The sequence below is a fragment of the Kitasatospora sp. NPDC001175 genome (genome assembly GCF_053598215.1).
This window is the reverse complement of sequence record NZ_JBSFJU010000108.1, coordinates 1-17,350: the sequence shown is the minus strand read 5'-3', so window position 1 is coordinate 17,350 and position 17,350 is coordinate 1. Positions and strand designations below refer to the sequence as shown.

General features: G+C 69.6%; 23 protein-coding genes and 2 pseudogenes. 16 read left to right on the top strand and 9 right to left on the bottom strand.

The window, feature by feature from the left end; genetic code table 11:
* The first annotated feature begins 130 nt into the window (after window positions 1–130).
* The 10 genes from ACWDAK_RS38235 to ACWDAK_RS38190 all read left to right on the top strand — a co-directional run bounded on the left by ACWDAK_RS38235 (window position 131) and on the right by ACWDAK_RS38190 (window position 4,974).
* Window positions 131–667 (top strand): hypothetical protein, encoded by a 537-nt coding sequence (locus ACWDAK_RS38235; protein ID WP_427396051.1) that lies wholly within the window; start codon window positions 131–133, stop codon window positions 665–667.
* A complete protein-coding gene (locus ACWDAK_RS38230; protein ID WP_427396050.1) occupies window positions 660–944 on the top strand; it encodes a hypothetical protein in 285 nt (94 codons plus the stop codon). The genes ACWDAK_RS38235 and ACWDAK_RS38230 overlap by 8 nt, the downstream gene beginning before the upstream one ends.
* A gap of 23 nt (window positions 945–967) precedes the next feature.
* Window positions 968–1,498 carry a hypothetical protein gene (locus ACWDAK_RS38225; protein ID WP_427396049.1) on the top strand — a complete coding sequence of 177 codons (531 nt, stop codon included), beginning with the start codon at window positions 968–970 and terminating at the stop codon, window positions 1,496–1,498.
* A gap of 10 nt (window positions 1,499–1,508) precedes the next feature.
* A complete protein-coding gene (locus ACWDAK_RS38220; RefSeq protein ID WP_427396048.1) occupies window positions 1,509–1,901 on the top strand; it encodes a hypothetical protein in 393 nt (130 codons plus the stop codon).
* 63 nt (window positions 1,902–1,964) lie between these two features.
* Entirely contained in the window at window positions 1,965–2,786 is an 822-nt protein-coding gene (locus tag ACWDAK_RS38215; RefSeq protein WP_427396047.1) for a C1 family peptidase, read from the top strand.
* A 2-nt stretch (window positions 2,787–2,788) separates the two neighbouring features.
* Window positions 2,789–3,328, top strand: coding sequence for a phospholipase D-like domain-containing protein (locus ACWDAK_RS38210; RefSeq protein ID WP_427396046.1), 540 nt, complete (start codon window positions 2,789–2,791; stop codon window positions 3,326–3,328).
* Window positions 3,328–3,504, top strand: a complete 177-nt coding sequence (locus ACWDAK_RS38205) for a hypothetical protein (protein ID WP_427396045.1) — start codon at window positions 3,328–3,330, stop codon at window positions 3,502–3,504. The genes ACWDAK_RS38210 and ACWDAK_RS38205 overlap by 1 nt, the downstream gene beginning before the upstream one ends.
* Before the next feature lie 2 nt (window positions 3,505–3,506).
* Window positions 3,507–4,334: a GH25 family lysozyme gene (locus ACWDAK_RS38200; protein ID WP_427396044.1), complete on the top strand. Its 828-nt coding sequence runs from the start codon at window positions 3,507–3,509 to the stop codon at window positions 4,332–4,334.
* A 17-nt stretch (window positions 4,335–4,351) separates the two neighbouring features.
* A complete protein-coding gene (locus ACWDAK_RS38195) occupies window positions 4,352–4,582 on the top strand; it encodes a holin (RefSeq protein ID WP_427396043.1) in 231 nt (76 codons plus the stop codon).
* 77 nt (window positions 4,583–4,659) lie between these two features.
* Window positions 4,660–4,974 (top strand): hypothetical protein, encoded by a 315-nt coding sequence (locus ACWDAK_RS38190; protein ID WP_427396042.1) that lies wholly within the window; start codon window positions 4,660–4,662, stop codon window positions 4,972–4,974.
* Between the two features lie 73 nt (window positions 4,975–5,047).
* On the opposite strand, the gene ACWDAK_RS38185 is transcribed toward ACWDAK_RS38190, so the two are convergent.
* Complete coding sequence (locus ACWDAK_RS38185) at window positions 5,048–5,497, bottom strand: GNAT family N-acetyltransferase (protein WP_427396041.1); 450 nt, start codon at window positions 5,495–5,497, stop codon at window positions 5,048–5,050.
* A gap of 11 nt (window positions 5,498–5,508) precedes the next feature.
* Window positions 5,509–6,678: a helix-turn-helix transcriptional regulator gene (locus ACWDAK_RS38180; RefSeq protein WP_427396040.1), complete on the bottom strand. Its 1,170-nt coding sequence runs from the start codon at window positions 6,676–6,678 to the stop codon at window positions 5,509–5,511.
* A gap of 144 nt (window positions 6,679–6,822) precedes the next feature.
* Between ACWDAK_RS38180 and ACWDAK_RS38175 the strand changes: the two genes are divergently transcribed.
* Genes ACWDAK_RS38175 through ACWDAK_RS38155 form a run of 5 tightly spaced genes read left to right on the top strand, consistent with a single transcriptional unit; the run spans window position 6,823 to window position 7,919 of the window.
* Window positions 6,823–7,023 carry a hypothetical protein gene (locus ACWDAK_RS38175; RefSeq protein WP_427396039.1) on the top strand — a complete coding sequence of 67 codons (201 nt, stop codon included), beginning with the start codon at window positions 6,823–6,825 and terminating at the stop codon, window positions 7,021–7,023.
* A complete protein-coding gene (locus ACWDAK_RS38170; protein ID WP_427396038.1) occupies window positions 7,020–7,238 on the top strand; it encodes a hypothetical protein in 219 nt (72 codons plus the stop codon). Before ACWDAK_RS38175 ends, ACWDAK_RS38170 begins: the two co-directional genes overlap by 4 nt.
* Window positions 7,239–7,250: 12 nt before the next feature.
* Window positions 7,251–7,514 (top strand): DUF7848 domain-containing protein, encoded by a 264-nt coding sequence (locus tag ACWDAK_RS38165; RefSeq protein WP_427396037.1) that lies wholly within the window; start codon window positions 7,251–7,253, stop codon window positions 7,512–7,514.
* Window positions 7,511–7,720, top strand: coding sequence for a hypothetical protein (locus ACWDAK_RS38160; protein ID WP_427396036.1), 210 nt, complete (start codon window positions 7,511–7,513; stop codon window positions 7,718–7,720). Before ACWDAK_RS38165 ends, ACWDAK_RS38160 begins: the two co-directional genes overlap by 4 nt.
* Window position 7,721: 1 nt before the next feature.
* Window positions 7,722–7,919 (top strand): hypothetical protein, encoded by a 198-nt coding sequence (locus tag ACWDAK_RS38155; RefSeq protein WP_427396035.1) that lies wholly within the window; start codon window positions 7,722–7,724, stop codon window positions 7,917–7,919.
* Here the strand turns inward: ACWDAK_RS38155 and ACWDAK_RS38150 are convergent.
* Window positions 7,897–8,856 (bottom strand): hypothetical protein, encoded by a 960-nt coding sequence (locus ACWDAK_RS38150; protein WP_427396034.1) that lies wholly within the window; start codon window positions 8,854–8,856, stop codon window positions 7,897–7,899. The two genes, ACWDAK_RS38155 and ACWDAK_RS38150, sit on opposite strands and share 23 nt — an antisense overlap.
* Before the next feature lie 259 nt (window positions 8,857–9,115).
* Between ACWDAK_RS38150 and ACWDAK_RS38145 the strand changes: the two genes are divergently transcribed.
* A complete protein-coding gene (locus tag ACWDAK_RS38145) occupies window positions 9,116–9,298 on the top strand; it encodes a hypothetical protein (protein WP_427396052.1) in 183 nt (60 codons plus the stop codon).
* Between the two features lie 99 nt (window positions 9,299–9,397).
* Here ACWDAK_RS38145 and ACWDAK_RS38140 read toward each other — a convergent pair.
* The 6 genes and pseudogenes from ACWDAK_RS38140 to ACWDAK_RS38115 form a co-directional block, all read right to left on the bottom strand.
* Window positions 9,398–9,514 (bottom strand): annotated as a pseudogene (locus ACWDAK_RS38140) (helix-turn-helix transcriptional regulator); the annotation flags it as partial.
* Between the two features lie 251 nt (window positions 9,515–9,765).
* Window positions 9,766–10,458 (bottom strand): annotated as a pseudogene (locus ACWDAK_RS38135) (AMP-binding protein); the annotation flags it as partial.
* A gap of 101 nt (window positions 10,459–10,559) precedes the next feature.
* Window positions 10,560–11,720: an acyl-CoA dehydrogenase family protein gene (locus ACWDAK_RS38130; RefSeq protein WP_344640829.1), complete on the bottom strand. Its 1,161-nt coding sequence runs from the start codon at window positions 11,718–11,720 to the stop codon at window positions 10,560–10,562.
* Between the two features lie 96 nt (window positions 11,721–11,816).
* Window positions 11,817–13,742, bottom strand: coding sequence for an ATP-binding protein (locus ACWDAK_RS38125; protein WP_344640830.1), 1,926 nt, complete (start codon window positions 13,740–13,742; stop codon window positions 11,817–11,819).
* Window positions 13,743–13,752: 10 nt separating this feature from the next.
* Window positions 13,753–15,351, bottom strand: a complete 1,599-nt coding sequence (locus ACWDAK_RS38120; protein WP_344640831.1) for an acyl-CoA carboxylase subunit beta — start codon at window positions 15,349–15,351, stop codon at window positions 13,753–13,755.
* Entirely contained in the window at window positions 15,348–17,033 is a 1,686-nt protein-coding gene (locus ACWDAK_RS38115) for an acyclic terpene utilization AtuA family protein (protein ID WP_344640832.1), read from the bottom strand. Before ACWDAK_RS38115 ends, ACWDAK_RS38120 begins: the two co-directional genes overlap by 4 nt.
* Window positions 17,034–17,350 lie beyond the last annotated feature (317 nt).

The window sequence follows — 17,350 nt, the reverse complement described above, 5'->3', positions numbered from 1 at the left end:
GCACGACGGCGCAGCTCAGGCGGGTAGGAAGTGGGACGTGCCATGACTCGAATCCTTACACGAAATCGAGTCCCCACCGAACCCGGGGCGGTTCATACTGACCGTACCCCTGTAGGAGGGGAGATTCGGCATGCCCGCTTCCGTGCCCGTCTGGCCGACCGTGGTCCCGGGTAACTACGTCACCTCGGCTCTGGCCAACACGCTCTCCGTCAATGGTGGCTTCTTGTCCAGCCCGCCGGACTTCGTCGGTACTCAGCAGACTGCCCAGTCCATAGCCGCGACGACTTGGGTGGCGCTGACGATGGACACGACCCAGTTGGACACGTACGGCGGCCACAGCAACACCACCAACTCCAGCCGCTACACCTGCCAGTCGGGCGCCGCGGGCTGGTACACGGTCTGCGGCGTCGCAGCGTTCGTCGTGAACAACACCGGGGCCAGGGCTTCCCGCTTGCAGGTCAACGGCAACCCCATCGCCGGCGCCTGTTCATTCGCCATGACGCCAGGTTTCAATGCCCCGGGCGTGGCTACCCCGACGCGGGACATCTACCTCAATGCGGGCGACTACGTCGAGGTCGCCGCCTGGCAGAACTCCGGCGGCGCCATCAACACGACGATCAACTCGGATCTGACCAGTGCGCTGTGGGTGAGGTGGTCCCATGCCTGAGGCTCCGGGTTGCGCGGCCTGCCAGGCCCCGGCCGAGGTCCAGTGGCGCCGCAAGTCCGTCGCGGACCCGACCCACCTGGACGCGGTGTACGCCTGTGCCTTACACGCCATTGGCCTGGACGCCGCCGCGCACATCCACCAGACCACCTGTACCGCCCCGGATCCGGCCCACGTTCCGGCCTGCAACTGCACCCCCACAGTGCAGCCGCAGGACCCGGGCGTCAGTCCGACCGTGACCTTGACCACCGGCTGGGTCGTGTCTGGACCAACTCCCTAACCTTCGACCGGCCTGGAGGCAGCGTGGTCAACATCCCCCCACCCACCATCGCCACCGAGGTCCCCGGCAACTACCTCACCGCCGCGGTCTGGAACTCGAACATCTACAACGGTCTGACGTACAACCTGAACCGGCCGCACTTTGTCGCCCGGCAGGCCACCGCCCAGTCCTTTACCTCCGGCTCCAATACCGTCGTCACCTGGGACAACATCGACGCCGACTCCTACGGCGGCTACAACGGGTCAGTCGACGCCACCAAGTACACGATCCAGGCGGCCGGCTGGTACCTCATCTCCTACACGATCTGCTGGGCCAACAACACGACGGGCAACCGGGCCGTGTACGTGCAGAAAAACGGCTCCAGCCTGACCGGCTCCTGGTCCTCGGCGGCGGCCTCCAGCAGCTACCCGACGTGCAACGCGGTCTTCAGGGCCCTGTGCGCGGTCGGAGACACCCTTCAGGTCGTCGCGCAGCAGAACTCCGGCGGATCCCTCTCCACCGCCAACCCAGGCGTCGGCGGCCCCTGGTGGTCGCTCATCTGGGACCACGCCTGAGGAGGCTGCCGTGACCAACCTCCACCCCGCCGTGACCCTCCCCCCGGTGGCGAACTGCGGCCTGTGCGGCGCAACCCCGGCCGTGCAGTGGCGCCGACGCCTCACTGCCGGGGAACTCGCCGCCTACGTCGCTGCCGCGCAGGCCGCCCGGGACCGGCAGACTGCCGCGGCCGACCCTGCTAACCCGCCGGCGTTTGGCCCGCTGCCCACCAGCGACGACGTGGTCCGGGCGGTATACGCCTGCGCGCAGCACCCGATCAGCGCCGCCAGCGCGGCCCTCGTCCACGGCTCCACCTGCACCGCCCCGGCCGCAGCCGCCCTGCCGAACTGCGACTGCACGCCCGAGCCCGCGCCGCCGCCGGATCCGATGCCGTCTCCCGGCCTGCCGCCCAGCTGGCAGTAGCCCCTTGTTCTCCCCGCCGCCCCTGGCCTGTTGCCAGGGGCTTTTCCGTCTCTGGAGACCCTCATGACTGCTCGTCTCGGCCGTCTCGTCGAGCACGACCCCCGCTCGCTCGCCTACGCCCACGGCGTCCTTCCCAAAACAGCGCTCCAGTCGGTGAACTGGACTCGTCGCATCGCCATTCTTGATCAAGGTCAGCTCGGCTCGTGTACCGGTAACGCCGGGACCGGCGTCCTCGGTACGGACTCGGCCGGCCGGACTGCCACGACCGCCGTCACGATCAGCCCCGCCGGGGCGGCGGCGTCGCACGGCCTGTTCACCGCCGGTCAGCACTCCCTGGACGAGGTGTTCGCGGTCGCCCTGTACTCGCTTGCGACGATCCTGGACGGGATCCCGGGCCAGTACCCGCCCACCGACACCGGCTCATCCGGCCTCGGCGTGGCCAAGGCCCTGCAGGCGCTCGGCCTGGCCGCCAGCTACACCCATGCGTTCAGCCTTGCGGCACTCACCTCCGCGCTGCAGACCAGCCCGGTCATCATCGGAATCCCGTGGCTGAACAGCATGTTCAACCCCGCCGGTGACGGCAGGATCCCCGTCGATCAGTCCTCCGGTGTCGCGGGCGGTCACGAGATCGAGATCGCCGCATACGACGCCTCCACCGGCGAGTATTGGCTCACGAACAGCTGGGGCACCAGCTGGGGCCAGCAAGGTCGTGGCTACCTCGCCGCCGCGGACCTGCAGTGGCTGCTCTCCCAGCAGGGCGACGTCACCATCCCCGCCTGGACCACCACCCCGACCCCGACGCCCACTCCGGCGCCCGGCCCGGCCGCGGTCGACATGGCCATGGCGCAGGCCGCCCACACCTGGCTCACCGCCAAGGGGCTGTAGCCATGGCCCTACCCGACCTCGCAACCCTCGACCAGTACAAGACCGGCGGGTTCCCGGCCGGCTACCTCGCCGCCGTCAGAACCTTCTACAGCCCGGTCGACGACGTCCACGGGGCGCTCCGCACCCTGATCGCCTCCGCGCAGCGCAGCCTCGCCATCGCCATGTACGGGTTCGACGATCCGGAGCTGGCGGACATCATCAAGGCGAAGCTCGCCGACCCGGGCATCGTCGTGCAGCTCACCCTCGACTCCTCCCAGGCCGGCGGGGTCCACGAGCGGGAGATCCTCGCCCGGGAGGCGTATCCGGCGTCGTCGGTGGCGGTCGGCCGCTCGGAACGCGGCGCGATCATGCACCTCAAAGAGGTGGTGATCGACGGCATCGACGTCATCACCGGCTCCACGAACTGGTCCGCGTCCGGCGAAGGGCTGCAGGACAACGCGCTCATCGTGATCCGCGACCCGCTGGTCGCCGCCGAGGCGCGGGCCCGTATCGATGCGATCCACGCCCACATGATTGCCGCGGCGGCGAAGGCCGGCCGCTGATGGCCGCATGGCTGTGGAAGGCGTGGCTGCAGGTCTGGCCCAACCTCGCCGCGAACGTCATCTGGGTGCCGGTCGTCGGCATCCACCACCTGCTCGTCCGCCGCCACCTCCGGCATCTCCACAACACCATCCGCCGGGACCAATACCCGGCGGCCACCGAATCCCAGGAGCACTGAACATGGGTATCTACGGCCAGGACTGGGCCAGCTACCAGTCCTCCAACCCCGACACGAGCGGCCTCAGCTTCGTGTTCATCAAGGTCACCGAGGGCCTGAGCTACACCAACCCCGAGTGGACCGACCAGCGGGATCACGCCCGCGCCAACGGCCTGGTCGTCGGCTACTACCACTACCCGCACATGGCCAACTCGGTTGAGGCGGAGGCCGACCGCTTCCTGGCGACCGCCCAGCCGCAGCCCGGCGACATCCTCGTCCTGGACTGGGAGGGCTACGACAGCGCCAACAGTGGCGTGTCGCACGCCGATCAGCTCGCCTACAAGGAAGCGTGGCTCCGGTACGTCAAGCAGAAGGCGCCAGCCAACCCGGTCGGCATGTACTGCAACTTCGACTACTGGGAGAACGTCGACACCACCGGCTACGTCGCCGACTTCCTCTGGATAGCCACCGCCGGACGTTCCGCTGGCGACCCCGGGATCCGAGCCAACTGGCTCTTCCACCAGTACTCGGACAACCCCGTCGACCAGGACTACTGCCACCTCGACAGCACCGACGCGCTCAGCTCCTGGGCCCTGTCGTTCGCGCCGTCCGGCCCAGCCTGGCCCGGCGAGTACCTCCGCCTGCAGACCCCCGAGATTCACGACTCCAACGTGCGCGCCTGGCAGCAGCGCATGTCCGACCGCGGCTGGCACATCACCGTCGACGGCTGGTACGGCCCCGCCTCCGCCTCGATCTGCCGCCAGTTCCAGGCCGAGAAGGGCCTGACGCAGGACGGGATCGTGGGCCCCGCCACCTGGGCCTGCGCCTTCCGCACGGACAACGTCACCTGAGCCGAGAGGAGTTCAGCATGCCCATCGCACCCATCGAGGCCAAGGTGAAGGCGAGCTCGACCGCGGCGTTCCTCGCCGGTATCGCCGTCGCCGTCCTCAATGCCGTCCAGGCCGACAACTCCCTCCTCGGACCGCTGCCCAGCTGGCTCCAGGCACCACTGATCGCGCTGATCCCGACCGCGCTCACGTTCCTCGCCGGCTACCAGGCCCCGCACACCGCCCGCCCCGCCGTCCTGCCGGAGAACTGACCTGCGCCGCCGCAGTATCAGATCGCGGCGCCGCCCTTCCCTGCCCAGCACCACCCCACCCACCACCGGAGGCGCTCGTGCCTGACGAGCAGCAACTCACGCTCGGCGAGCTCGGGCGCCGCATTGACGCGGGGCTGGCGGACATCAAAGAGGACATTCGTGCACTCGCGCAGCGGGTCGAGGGCAAGGTCGACTCCGAGGTTCTGGCTCTACAACAAGCCGCGCAGGATGAACGACACCGTGTGCTCGCAGACCAGGTCGCTGCTCTGAAGGCGGCCCGGGTGGACGACGTGCGGCGCCTTCAGGAGACCCGCCGTTGGATGGTCGGGGCGGTCATCGTCCCGCTCCTTGCCATACTCGTGCCCTTGCTCATCACGAGCGGAAAGCTCTGACTCGCCCCCGCTCGGCTCCGGCCGGGCGGGGGCGCTTTCGCGTTCAGCGATGGCCGCTCAGCCCGCAGGCGGATCAGACCTCCGACCGGTAGAAGACCTTCCCCTGGTGCGGGGTCACGCCAAGCGCCTTATACAGCTCCAGTGCGGGCGGGTTGTCGCGATCCGCCGTCCATTCCACCCTCGAACAGCCAAGCTCCCTCGCGTGCTCGTGGACGGCGGCCATGAGCATGCGGGCGGTGCCGCGGCGCCGGTACGGGGCCCGGACGTAGAGCTCCTTCAAGTAGAGCGAGATGTCGGCACCCGTGGCTGGCCAGAGGCGGCTGACGGCGGCAAGTCCGGCTACCTGCTCTCCATCCCTTGCGAGGATGACCGTCGCCGCCGGCACCGGCCCGAACAGTGCGGCCGTTACATCGCCGAGAGGCGGCGGCGTGTTCGTGCCGCCGTAGTACTCCTCGACTTCACCGAGAATCGCCGCGATCGTCTCGGCTTCCGCCGTGGTCGCAGTCATGATCTCCAGCGCCATTGGCATGCCTCTCATCCGGCCGAGGGCAGGGCAAGAAGCTCTTGCAGCACCCGCACCTCCGGCAGTCGTCGGTCGGTCTCAGGCACGGTAGCCGCAACGTCCCGAGCACGGTAGAGAACGATCGGGCTGCGGAACTCGGTAGGCAGCGCTGCCACGGTTCCAGCGGCCAGATGTGCGCCGTCGCTGATGTGGCCATCCCATGTCAGGCACTCCGCCCGGTCAAGCGCGACCAACGCCCGATCGAGGCGGTTCTCCTCCGGGTACAGCTCAATGGCCCTTTGCTGCTGATCCCACGCCCGTGTGGTGTCGTGGAGCAGGGTCCAGGCACTGCCAGAGTGGAAGGCAAGCTGGGCAGCGTCGTAGCCGAACGCTGACGCCTGCTGGTCGACAGGGTCAAGGCGTGCAAGCGCGACCTCAGCACGTCGGAGAGCATCAGCCGTCTCGTCCCTGCGACCGGCTCGGGCATGCACCCGGGCCTCCAAAGGCGCCGTCAGCGCGTCAGCAACACACGGGAGACCGCCAGCCAGTTGCTGAGCGCGGATAGCCAGGTCGAGAGCACCGGCGAAATCACCGCCGTAATAGAGCTGGTAGGACTCCTGCGCGTAGATCCACGCCAAAACCGGACGGTCCTCGGCCTGAGCGGCGGCGGCACGCCCAGTACGCCACCAGTCGCGAGCGCCGGGATCGTCCAACTTCAGCAAGGTAAGCGCGAGGAGCCCGGACAGTGAGGCGCATGCGGAGAGCAGGCGGCGCCGTATCGCCGGCGGATGCCGGTACCCAAGGAGAGCGCGCAGGTCGGTGAAGTCGGCGAGGAGGTCGTCCAGGATCTCCGCCTCGGGCCGGTAGCGCGTTGCCCTGCCGTGGCGAGCAATGGTGACCTCCCATTCCTCCAGGCTCGTCGGAGTCATCGGCCCGGCGGCTAACTGCTCGGCGAAACCAGCCTGGAACTGGGCGGCCCGGACGGTCGCCGGAGTCCCCGGCGGGTTGCCGGCGAGGTCACGCAGGTAACCTCCGGCGCCGAGCGCCGAATCGAGCGCCGCGGCGATCGTCATGGTCGGCTGTCGGCGGCCGGTCTCCAGGTCGCCGATCACGGTCTTGCCGCAGGCTGCCAGGAGCGCGAGGTCTCGGATCGAGCGGCTGCCACGCAACCGTTTCAGTGCCTGCGCAAAGGTCTCGCTCACCTGCTATCTCCCTTGCGTCCGCGTGTCCGCGCAGGTGCGGACACCTGCGGACATGCGCTGTCTTCCTGCGGCGTGCGCCACTTCCGAGGATAGGGGCGTGAAGGCGCGAGCTTGGCTTGATTGCCGGGAGGAGAAAGAAATCTGATGATTACTCAGGACGATGGCGGTGAGGGCGTGATCGGGCATGCCCAGGAGTCCATCGCTCACGACGGCCTGTCGTGCCGGACGTGTGGGGCCCGCGATGTGCAGTTGCACTTCGACTGCGTGGCCCCGCCGGAGCGCGTCAGCGACCTGGTGGTGCGCGACCGGGGCCGCTGCATCGCCTGCGTGGTGCAAGGCCAATGAGAGCCGCGAAGACCTCTGAGGAGTACAAGGCGGAGGCACGCCAGCGGGTGACCCCGCCGGAGGGCTGGCGTCCGCTGGACGACTACGACCTGGTCGAAGCCGACAAGCTTCTCGCTCCGAGGGGCGTCCCGAGTGGCTTCCCGTTCTGTGAGTGCGGATCCCCCGACTGCCCCGACAAGGGTGCCTACCAGCTGAGCAATGTCTACCGCCCCTGAGAGAACAGCATCATGCCCCGTAAGCTCTTCCGATTCCTCGACTGGACCCTGACGCCGGACCGTGAGCCTGACGCACAGCCGATCCAGCACATGTACCGGTGCCTCGCCGAGGACGAGGACGGCAAGCCGTGCGGCGCCGAAGGGCCCGTGCACGAGGACTTCAAGGACGCGCAGAAGTGGCCGTTCGAGCACATCAAGGAGGAGCAGGCGCACCGTAGTTACGCGCACGTCGCGGTGGTGCCCTGGCTCATGGTGCCCAGGGAAGAACCGTCATGACGCCAGCCGACGATCTGCAGGCCGAGTACCGCGAAGTCCCCGACCCGACCGCCTCGCCGGACGAGATGACCTACGGCTACTGCATCCACTGCGGCGCCTACGGGCGCGGCCGCTACAGGTGGCCGATCAACGACCGCGAGGAGGCCATCGACCGGCACGTCGGCTGTACGACGACACCCACTTCCCCATCAGATCAGGAAGGATGACATGGTCAACGGACAGGATGCCTGGCGCGAGGCCCTGGAGGCTTCCGAGGAGTTCAGAGCCCAACTGGTCGCGCTTGGGATCACGTTGCCGTCTCTCGGCATCGACATCCGCGGTGTCATGGCCGGCATCCCGCTTATCCACCTCGGGAGCGCCGACGCTGCGACGGTGCGGAGGCTTACGCGGGCCCTCCAGCGTTGAGCGTCCACTTGTGGGCCAGCTCGAACAGGCTCTTCGCGTTGTAGGCGTCCTTCAGCTCCGCGATGGCTTCGGCCATCGCCCGCTTGGACATCCCGAGCCTCCGGGCGATCACCACCTGGCTGTCGCCAGCCGCCAGTCCCTTCATGATGATCTCCTGGCGCTCGGTCAGTGTCCCCGTTGGCTGGCGTCCCCACGGATCCGCCCGTGCCCAGTCCCGTTCGAACGATTTGGCAAGGTGTTCCGCCACTCCGGGGTCGTTCACCATGTAGGCGACTGCCTCCCGGCTGGTGATCAGGATCTCGTTGCCCGGGATTACCGCGATTCGCCTGTCTATGATGATCATCCGCTGGAAGGGCTCCGCAAGCGTCCTGATCTCGGCGCCGGCCGCGGTCATCGTCGACACCCAGGCCGACATCGCCTCCCCGGACCGCGCTTCCTCGTGGTACAGGGTGTGCATCCTCACGCCGCGGCGCAACGTCGCGATGTCCCGATCGAAAGTCCCGTCCAAGGTCTCCTGGCTACGAGGTCCCCCGGGCTGGCAGACCAGCAGTTCGGTAGTGCACCCTCCGAGGACCTGGCCCAGACGGTCGTTGATAGCCGCAGACCCCAACAAGTACTCGATGATGCCTGTCGCCCCAACAGGCCTGTTGTCGTAGACCCGCTGGAGAGGTCGCAGGGCATCTCCTACCGCCGCCGCGTTCTCCACCGCGCGCGCAGCCTCGCTGTAGAGACTCGCGGCCCACTGTGCCCCAACGTAGGCCGGGTCGACGACGACGAAGCCGAGTGTCGGGTCCTCGCGTACCAGGTTAAGGAAGCGCAGCTGGGCGGTGGCATCGCAGTCCGCGTCGCCAGGCTGCTCGCCAGCCAGGATCCGGCCGTAGAGGTCGATGGCGCCCTCGGTAATGACTGGCTTTCGGGGCCCTATGTATGGCGTCACGGCCGAACTTTAGTGCGCCTGCGCAAAAGTTCGCCAGAGTTGGGTTGTGAACCCACGGTCAGCGGGGGATCGTTGAAAGTGCAAGTTGATGCGCCACCAACAAGCTGTGACCTGGCGATCCATGGGGGGATCATGAACGGGAAACCGCCATACGACCGGTTGACATGCGCGTTGCTCGCACACTGTGCTTGGACCGCAGGCAGGCCCGATCCGGAATCGGGCGCACCTTCCCCGGCCTGCCAAGCGTCAGAGGAGCAGCATGAAGAAGACCGGCACCGCCATAGTGCTGGCCCTAGCCGCGGCGATTGTCGCCGTCGGCGCGGGCCAGGCATCGGCAGACTCGGCTCCCCAGGCCGACGCCACGATCGCCGCCCAGACTGCGCCTCAGGCGCCCGTGTCGGCTGGCACGCTCATTGCCATGGACACCAACTGGGGCGGCTGACCCATCCCGCTGGGGGGCGCCGAAAGCCGTACGGCGTCCCCCAGCCAAAGGATCGCTCTTGAACAGGCGCCAGATCGTAACGTTAGCAATCAAGTCGATGCCGATGTTGTAGTGCCCGTTCTCGGCTCTCGACACCGCCTTGCTGTCGATCTCGATCATCTCCGCGAGTTGCGCCTGTGTCAGGTCTCGCTCGACGCGGAGGTCGCGCAGGCGCATGCCAACCTCCCGGCGGTGTTGCCGGATCCACTCAGGAAGATCGTTTTCTGCCACCCTCCACGACTAGGCGCTGCAGCTGCCCACGTCCTCACCACGTGGTGGTAAACCTCCCGGCCGCATCCGCTACGGCCTGCCGAACCGCAACAGGTCCCGAAATGAAAGAAGGGCCAGCAGCGCTGGCCCACCCCAAAGCAGCCGCCCCGAGGCTTCCACCGACCCGTGCCTCAGGGGCGGCAAACTCTCCCTTCGGAACCGTAGTAGTGGAAGAAGGGCAGGACCGCCAGGATGCGTTCACCCGGTTCCGTGCGGCGCATCGACTCGGTCTGGAACAGGTTGCTGGAGACGCTGCGGTGGCTGAGCATCACGCCCTTGGGCAGTCCGGTGGTGCCGCTGGAGTACGGCAGCACGGCGATGTCGGTGGCCGGGTCGATCCGCGGCTGCGGTTCGGGAGCGGTGGAGGCGAGCAGGTCGGTGAGTGAGCGGTGGCCTTCGGCCCGGTCGCAGACGAAGATCTCCTGGATCGGCTGCCCCTCCTGGGCGAGGACGCCGGCGGCTTCGGCGGCGGCCGCGAGGAAGGGTGAGACGGTGACGATCCAGCGGGCCCGGCTGTCGCGCAGCTGGCCGGTGAGCTCCTTGACGGTGGCCAGCGAACTGACGGTGGTGACGGTCGCCCCGGCCCTGGTGGCCGCGTACAGCGCGACGGGGTAGGCGATGGTGTTGGGACTGTACAGCGCGACCACATCGCCCTTGCGGACACCGGCCTCGGCCAGTCCGGCCGCCACCCGCCGACTCCCGGTGTCGAGTTGGGCGTAGCTGACGGACTCTCCGGTGACGCCGTCGACGAGTGCGGGGATCTCGGCGTGCCGCTCCGCGGTGGCCAGTACCGCGTCGTGGATCGGCAGTTCGAGAGGGGCGATGTCGGGACGGTCGCTGCGAAACGCCATACGTGCCTCCGGTTCGGCGGGATCGGTACGAGTACTCGCTACCCCAGGGTGGCCAACGGCAGCCGCCGGGAACAGAGCGCGTACCCGGCGGGGCCGACCGGTCAGTACGACTTGGGCAGGCCCAGGGTGTGCTGGGCCACGAAGTTGAGCACCATCTCCCGGCTGACCGGCGCCACCCGGGCGACCCTGGTGGCCGCGATCAGGGCGGCCAGGCCGTACTCCTGGGTGAGCCCGTTGCCGCCGAGGGTCTGCACGGCCTGGTCGACCGCGCGACAGGCGGCCTCACCCGCCGCGTACTTGGCCATGTTGGCGGCCTCGCCCGCCGCCACGTCGTCACCGCTGTCGTAGAGGTCGGCGGCCTTCTGCATCATCAGCCGGGCGAGTTCCACCTCGATGGCGCACTGGGCGAGCGGATGGGCGATCCCCTGATGCGCGCCGATCGGGGTGTCCCAGACGGTGCGGGTGCGCGCGTACTCCACGGCGGAGCCGAGCGCCTGGCGGGCGAGGCCGAGGGTGAAGGCGGCGGTCATGATGCGTTCGGGGTTGAGGCCGGCGAACAGCTGCATCAGCCCGGCGTTCTCGTCCCCGACCAGTGCCTCGGCGGGCAGCCGGACGTCGTCCAGGAAGACCTGGAACTGCTTCTCTGCGGTGACGAGTTCCATAGGGATGGGCCGGTACTCGAAGCCCGGGGTGTCGCGGGGCACGATGAACAGGGCGGGCTTCAGCTTGCCGGTGGTGGCGTCCTCGGTACGGCCGACGAACAGGACGGCGTCGGAGTGGTCGATGCCGGAGATGAAGACCTTCCGACCGGAGAGCAGCCAGTCGGCGCCGTCGCGGCGGGCGATGGTGCCGATCCGGTGGGAGTTGGAGCCGGCGTCCGGCTCGGTGATGCCGAAGGCCATCCGGCGGCTTCCGTCAGCGAGTCCGGGGAGCCACTGCTGTTTCTGCTGATCGGTGCCGAACCGGGCGATCACCGTGCCGCAGATGGCCGGTGAGACCACCAGCATCAGCAACGGCGTTCCGGCGGCGCCCAGTTCCTCCAGGACGATGGCCAGTTCGCTGATGCCGGCGCCGCCACCGCCGTACTCGGCCGGTATGTTGACTCCGAGGTAGCCCAACTTGCCAGCCTCCGACCAGAGTTCGTGAGTGGGCTGCCCGGCCCGGGCCTTGGCCTGGAAGTACCCGGCGCCGTAGCGGCGGCCGAGCTCAAAGACGGCGCGGCGCAGGGCCTGGCGCTCGGGGGATTCGGTGAACACGGACATGGGTGTGGTCCTCTTCCGTGAGCGGTCTTCGCATGGACGATTCAGCCCGGGGAACCGGCCGTGGCGTCGTGCACCCAGCGAGTGCCTGACGCCTAGTCAGGGCTGGACGACGGCCAGCAGGGTTCCCAGTTCGACCTGTTGGCCCGGGGTGACGCGGAGTTCGGTGAGCAGCCCGTCGGCCGGCGCGCAGACCCGGTGTTCCATCTTCATCGCCTCCAGCCAGAGCAGCGGCCGGCCGGCCTCGACCTGCTCACCGACGGTGACGGCGATCCGGACCACGGTGCCCGGCATGGGGGCGAGCAGTGCGCCGGGGTCGGTGTGGACGGCGGGCTCGGGGTGGCGCGGGAGTGCGGTGAGGGTGAGCGCGCCGAGTGGTGAGTCGAGGTGGACGGTGTCCTCGTGGACGGCGATCTCGAAGGTGCGGGTCAGGCCGCCGGTGCGGAGGGTGACGTGTTCGGGGGTCGCGGCGAGCAGTTGGGCATCGGGGTGATCCTCGGCCTGCAGGCCGGTGCGGGTGTGGCGGTAGCGGACCTCGTACTCGGTGCCGTCCGGCCCGCGGTAGCGCTTGAGCTGGGGTTGCGAGGGCAGGTTGCGCCAGCCGGACGGGAAGGCGCCGGGGCGGGCGGCGGCGTCCGCGAGGGCGGCGGCGAGCGCGGCCAGCGGGGTGTGCTTCTGCGGACCGGGGGCGAGCTCGGCGGCGTGTTCCGCGAGGAACCCGGTGTGCAGCCGGCCGTCCAGGAAGGCCGGGTGGCGCAGCGCGGCGACCAGCAGCTCGCGGTTGGTGGTCAGCCCGTGGATGCGGGCGCGGCTGAGCGCGTCGGCCAGTCGGCGGGCGGCGGTGGCCCGGGTCGGGGCCCAGGCGATCACCTTGGCGAGCATGGCGTCGTAGTGGACGCCGATGACCGCGGGCCCGGCGGTCGCCGAGTCCAGGCGCAGCCCCGTGTCCCCGGTCCCGGTGGTGAACTCGGCCGGTGCGTCCGGGAGCTGGAGCAGGTGCAGGGTGCCGGTCTGCGGCTGCCAGTCGCGCTCGGGATCCTCGGCGTAGAGCCGCGCCTCGATCGCGTGGCCCCGGATCGCGGGCGGCTCGGCGGGCAGTGCCTCGCCTTCGGCGATGCGCAGTTGCAGCGCGACCAGGTCGAGGCCGGTGACGCACTCGGTGACGGGGTGCTCGACTTGGAGGCGGGTGTTCATCTCCAGGAAGAAGATCCGGCCGTCGGGCGCCAGCAGGAACTCGGCCGTCCCGGCGCCGGTGTAGCCGATGGCTCGGGCGGCATCGACGGCGGCGGTGTGGAGTTCGGCCCGGACCCGCTGCGACAGGCCCGGTGCCGGGGCCTCCTCGATCACCTTCTGGTGGCGGCGCTGCAGTGAGCAGTCCCGTTCGCCCAGGGCCCAGACCGTGCCGAAGTGGTCGGCCAGCAGCTGGACTTCGACATGGCGCCCGGTCGGCAGGTACGGCTCGCAGAAGACCTCGGCCACACCGAAGGCCTTCGCCGCCTCGGCTCGGGCCGAGGCCAGCGCGTCCGGCAGGTCGGCGAGCCGCCGGACGATCCGCATACCGCGTCCGCCACCACCGGCCGCCGCCTTGACCAGCAGCGGCAGATCGTCCTCGGTGGGTTCGGCGGCGACGGTCAGCACGGGGACCCCGGCCGCCGCCATCAGCCGTTTGGCCTCGGTCTTGGAGCCCATCGCGGCGATCGCCTCGGGTGAGGGGCCGATCCAAGTCAGCCCGGCGGCCTGGACGGCGCGCGCGAACTCGGCGTTCTCGGACAGGAACCCGTACCCGGGGTGGACGGCGTCCGCCCCGGCGGCCAGCGCCGCCTCGATGACCAGGTCGGCGCGCAGATAGGTGTCGGCGGGTGCGGCTCCGGGCAGCCGTACGGCGGTGTCGGCCTCGCGGACGTGCGGAGCGTCCGCATCCGGGTCGGAGTGGACGGCGACGGTGGCGATGCCGAGTTCACGGCAGGTCCTCAGGATCCGGCGGGCGATCTCGCCCCGGTTGGCCACCAGCAGGGAGTTGATCATGAGTCAGCCCTCACATCCGGAAGACGCCGTAGCCACGCGTGCCCTCGACGGGGCCGCTGTGGATCGCGGAGAGACAGAGCCCGAGCACGGTTCGGGTGTCGCGCGGGTCGATCACGCCGTCGTCGTAGAGCCGTCCGGACAGGAAGACCGGCAGTGACTCGGCCTCGATCTGCTGCTCCACCATGGCCCGGATCGCGGCGTCGGCGTCCTCGTCGTACGGCTGCCCCTTGGCCGCCGCCGACTGCCGGGCGACGATCGAGAGCACGCCGGCGAGTTGCTGCGGTCCCATCACCGCCGACTTGGCGCTCGGCCAGGCGAACAGGAAGCGCGGGTCGTAGGCCCGTCCGCACATTCCGTAGTGCCCTGCCCCGTACGAGGCGCCCATCAGCACCGACAGGTGCGGGACCTTGCTGTTGGAGACCGCGTTGATCATCATCGCGCCGTGCTTGATGATGCCGCCCTGCTCGTACGCCTGGCCGACCATGTAGCCGGTGGTGTTGTGCAGGAAGAGCAACGGGATGTCGCGCTGGTTGGCCAGCTGGATGAACTGGGCGGCCTTCTGGGACTCGGCGCTGAACAGCACGCCCTGCGCATTGGCCAGGATGCCTACGGGGTAGCCGTGCAGGGTGGCCCAGCCGGTGGCCAGGCTCGGGCCGTAGAGCGGCTTGAACTCGTCGAAGTCGGAGCCGTCGGCGATCCGGGCGATCACCTCGCGCGGGTCGAAGGGGACCTTGAGGTCACCAGGGACGATGCCGAGCAGCTCCTCCTCGTCGTACCTGGGTGGCGGCGCGTCCAGTCGCGGGCCGGGTCCGGCCTTGCGCCAGTGCAGGCGGCGGACGATCCGGCGGGCGGTCCGCAGCGCGTCGGGCTCGTCCAGCGCGAAGTGGTCGGCCAGCCCGGAGGTGCGGGCGTGCATCTCGGCGCCGCCCAGCGACTCGTCGTCGGCCTCCTCACCGGTGGCCATCTTCACCAGCGGCGGGCCGCCGAGGAAGACCTTGGCCCGCTCCTTGACCATCACCGTGTGGTCCGACATGCCGGGCACGTACGCGCCTCCGGCGGTTGAGTTGCCGAACACCACCGCCACGGTGGGGATTCCGGCCGCCGAGAGCCGGGTCAGGTCGCGGAAGAGCGCACCACCCGGGATGAAGATCTCCTTCTGGCTGGGCAGGTCGGCACCGCCGGACTCGACCAGGTTCACCAGCGGCAGCCGGTTGTGCAGGGCGATCTCGTTGGCGCGCAGGGCCTTTCGCAGCGTCCACGGGTTGCTGGCGCCGCCGCGCACGGTCGGGTCGTTGGCGGTGATGACGCACTCGGTGCCCTCGATGACGCCGATACCGGTGACCAGCGCCGCGCCGACCGGGTGGTCGCTGCCCCAGGCGGCGAGCGGGGAGAGTTCCAGGAAGGGCGAGTCCGGGTCGATCAGCAGCTCGATCCGCTCGCGCGGCAGCAACTTTCCCCGGCTGCGGTGCCGTGCCACGTACTTGGGCCCGCCGCCGGCCAGCGCCTTGGCGTGCTCGGTGTCGAGCTCGGCCAGTTTGGCGAGCATCGCGTCCCGGTTGGCCGTGTACTCGGGCCCGGCCGGATCCAGCCGGGTGGTCAGGACGGTCACAGCAGTTCCTCCGGAAGGTCGAGGTGGCGGGCGCGCAGCCACTCCCCCAGCGCCTTCGCCTGCGGGTCGAACCGGGACTGCGCCGCGACGCCCTCACCGAGCAGGCCCTCGATGGTGAAGTTGACCGCGCGCAGGTTGGGCAGCAGGTGCCGGGTGACGGTCAACGCCGCCGTCTCGGGCAGCAGCCGACGCAGCAGGTCGACGGTCAGGGTGTGCGCGAGCCAGCGCCAGCCCGGCTCACTGCGGGCCCAGACACCGAGGTTGGCGTCCCCGCCCTTGTCACCGCTGCGGGCGCCGACCAGCAGCCCGAGCGGCGCCCGGCGGGTCGGGCCCGGCATGGGCGGCGGTGGCAGCGACGGCTGTTCGAGGGGCCGGAGTTCCCGGGTCGCGGTCGGCGGCGGCACCGGAACGCTGCGCCCTTCCGGCAGCACGGCCAAATGGGCGACCGCCCCGGCGTCCAGGTGGACGGCCTCGAACACCCCGTACGGAGTCCCGGGGCCAGGTGGGGCGGTGAGGTGGAATCCGGGGTAGCTGGCCAGGCCCAGTTCCACCGCCGCGCTGCTCAGAGCGCGCCCGACCGGACGCTGGTCACCGTCCCGCACGGTGAGCCGCAGCAGGGCGGAGGCGGTCTCCTCGGTACCGGCGTCGGCATGGTCTGTCCGGACCAAGGTCCAGCGCAGCTCGGCCGGGCGCGGATCCAGCGCCTGCTCCAGCTGCTCCCGCAGCAGGGCCGCCTTGGCCTCGATGTCCAACCCGGTGAGGACGAAGACCACCTCGCCCAGCCAGCCGCCCAGCCGGTTCAGCCCGACCTTCACGGTGGGCGGCGGCTCCTCGCCGCGCACACCGCTGATCCTGACCCGGTCGGGTCCGTCCTGGCTCAGCCGTACGGTGTCCAGCCGTGCGGTGACGTCCGGTCCCGCGTAGCGCGCCCCGCCGGTCTCGTACAGCAGCTGGGCTGTGACGGTCTCCACGGTGACGGCGCCGCCGGTGTCGAGGTGCTTGGTGATGACGCTGCTGCCGTCCGCCTCGATCTCGGCGATCGGGAACCCGGGGCGACGCACGTCGTGCTCCTGGAAGAACGCGTAGTTGCCACCGGTGGCCTGGGCTCCGCACTCCAGGACGTGGCCGGCCACGACCGCCCCGGCGAGGGCGTCCAGCTCCTGCGGGCCCCAGCCGAAGTGCGCGACGGCTGGTCCGGCCACCAGCGCGGCATCGGTGACCCGGCCGGTCACCACCAGGTCCGCACCGCCGCGCAGGCACTCGGCGATCCCGTACGCGCCGAGGTAGGCATTGGCGGCCAGCAGGCCGTCCGGCAGCCCCAACTCGGCGGCCCTGGGCAGCAGATCGTCGCCGACGACCTGTCCCACCCGCAGCGGAATTCCCTGTTTCTGGGCCAACTCGCGCAGCGCGTCCGCCAGTCGGCCCGGGTTGAGACCGCCCGCGTTGACCACGATCCGCACCCCCGTCTGGTGCGCCAGCCCGAGACACTCCTCCATCTGCCGCAGAAACGTCCTGGCATAACCGAGTTGCGGATCCCGCAGCCGGTCCCGGGCGAGGATCAGCATGGTCAGTTCGGCCAGGTAGTCCCCGGTGAGCACGTCCAGCCCACCGCCGGTGAGCATCTCCCTGAAGGCGGAGAACCTGTCTCCGTAGAAGCCTGACGCATTGCCGATCCGCAACACCGCAAGTCTCCCCTGCCGCCGCGTGTCTCGCACCGTCGCACCAACGGGCAGCAGCCTGGCAGCGGGCGGGCGATAAAGCAAGCATGCATGCTTGTTTTGTTGCCGGGCAACTCGCTTGGCCCGAAGCTGACTTGTGTGACTGGAACCGGTAGCTGGCGATTGGAACCGATAGTTGGCGGCCCCTCGACGTCGCCACGGTGAGTGACTTGAGCCGGGACACGATAGGTGGAACCTGGCCAGGCGTGTTGGAACTACCGGAGACGGGTCGCAGTCCGGACAAGGCCGGCGACGGCTCTGGACCGACTGTGCGGCGGCCA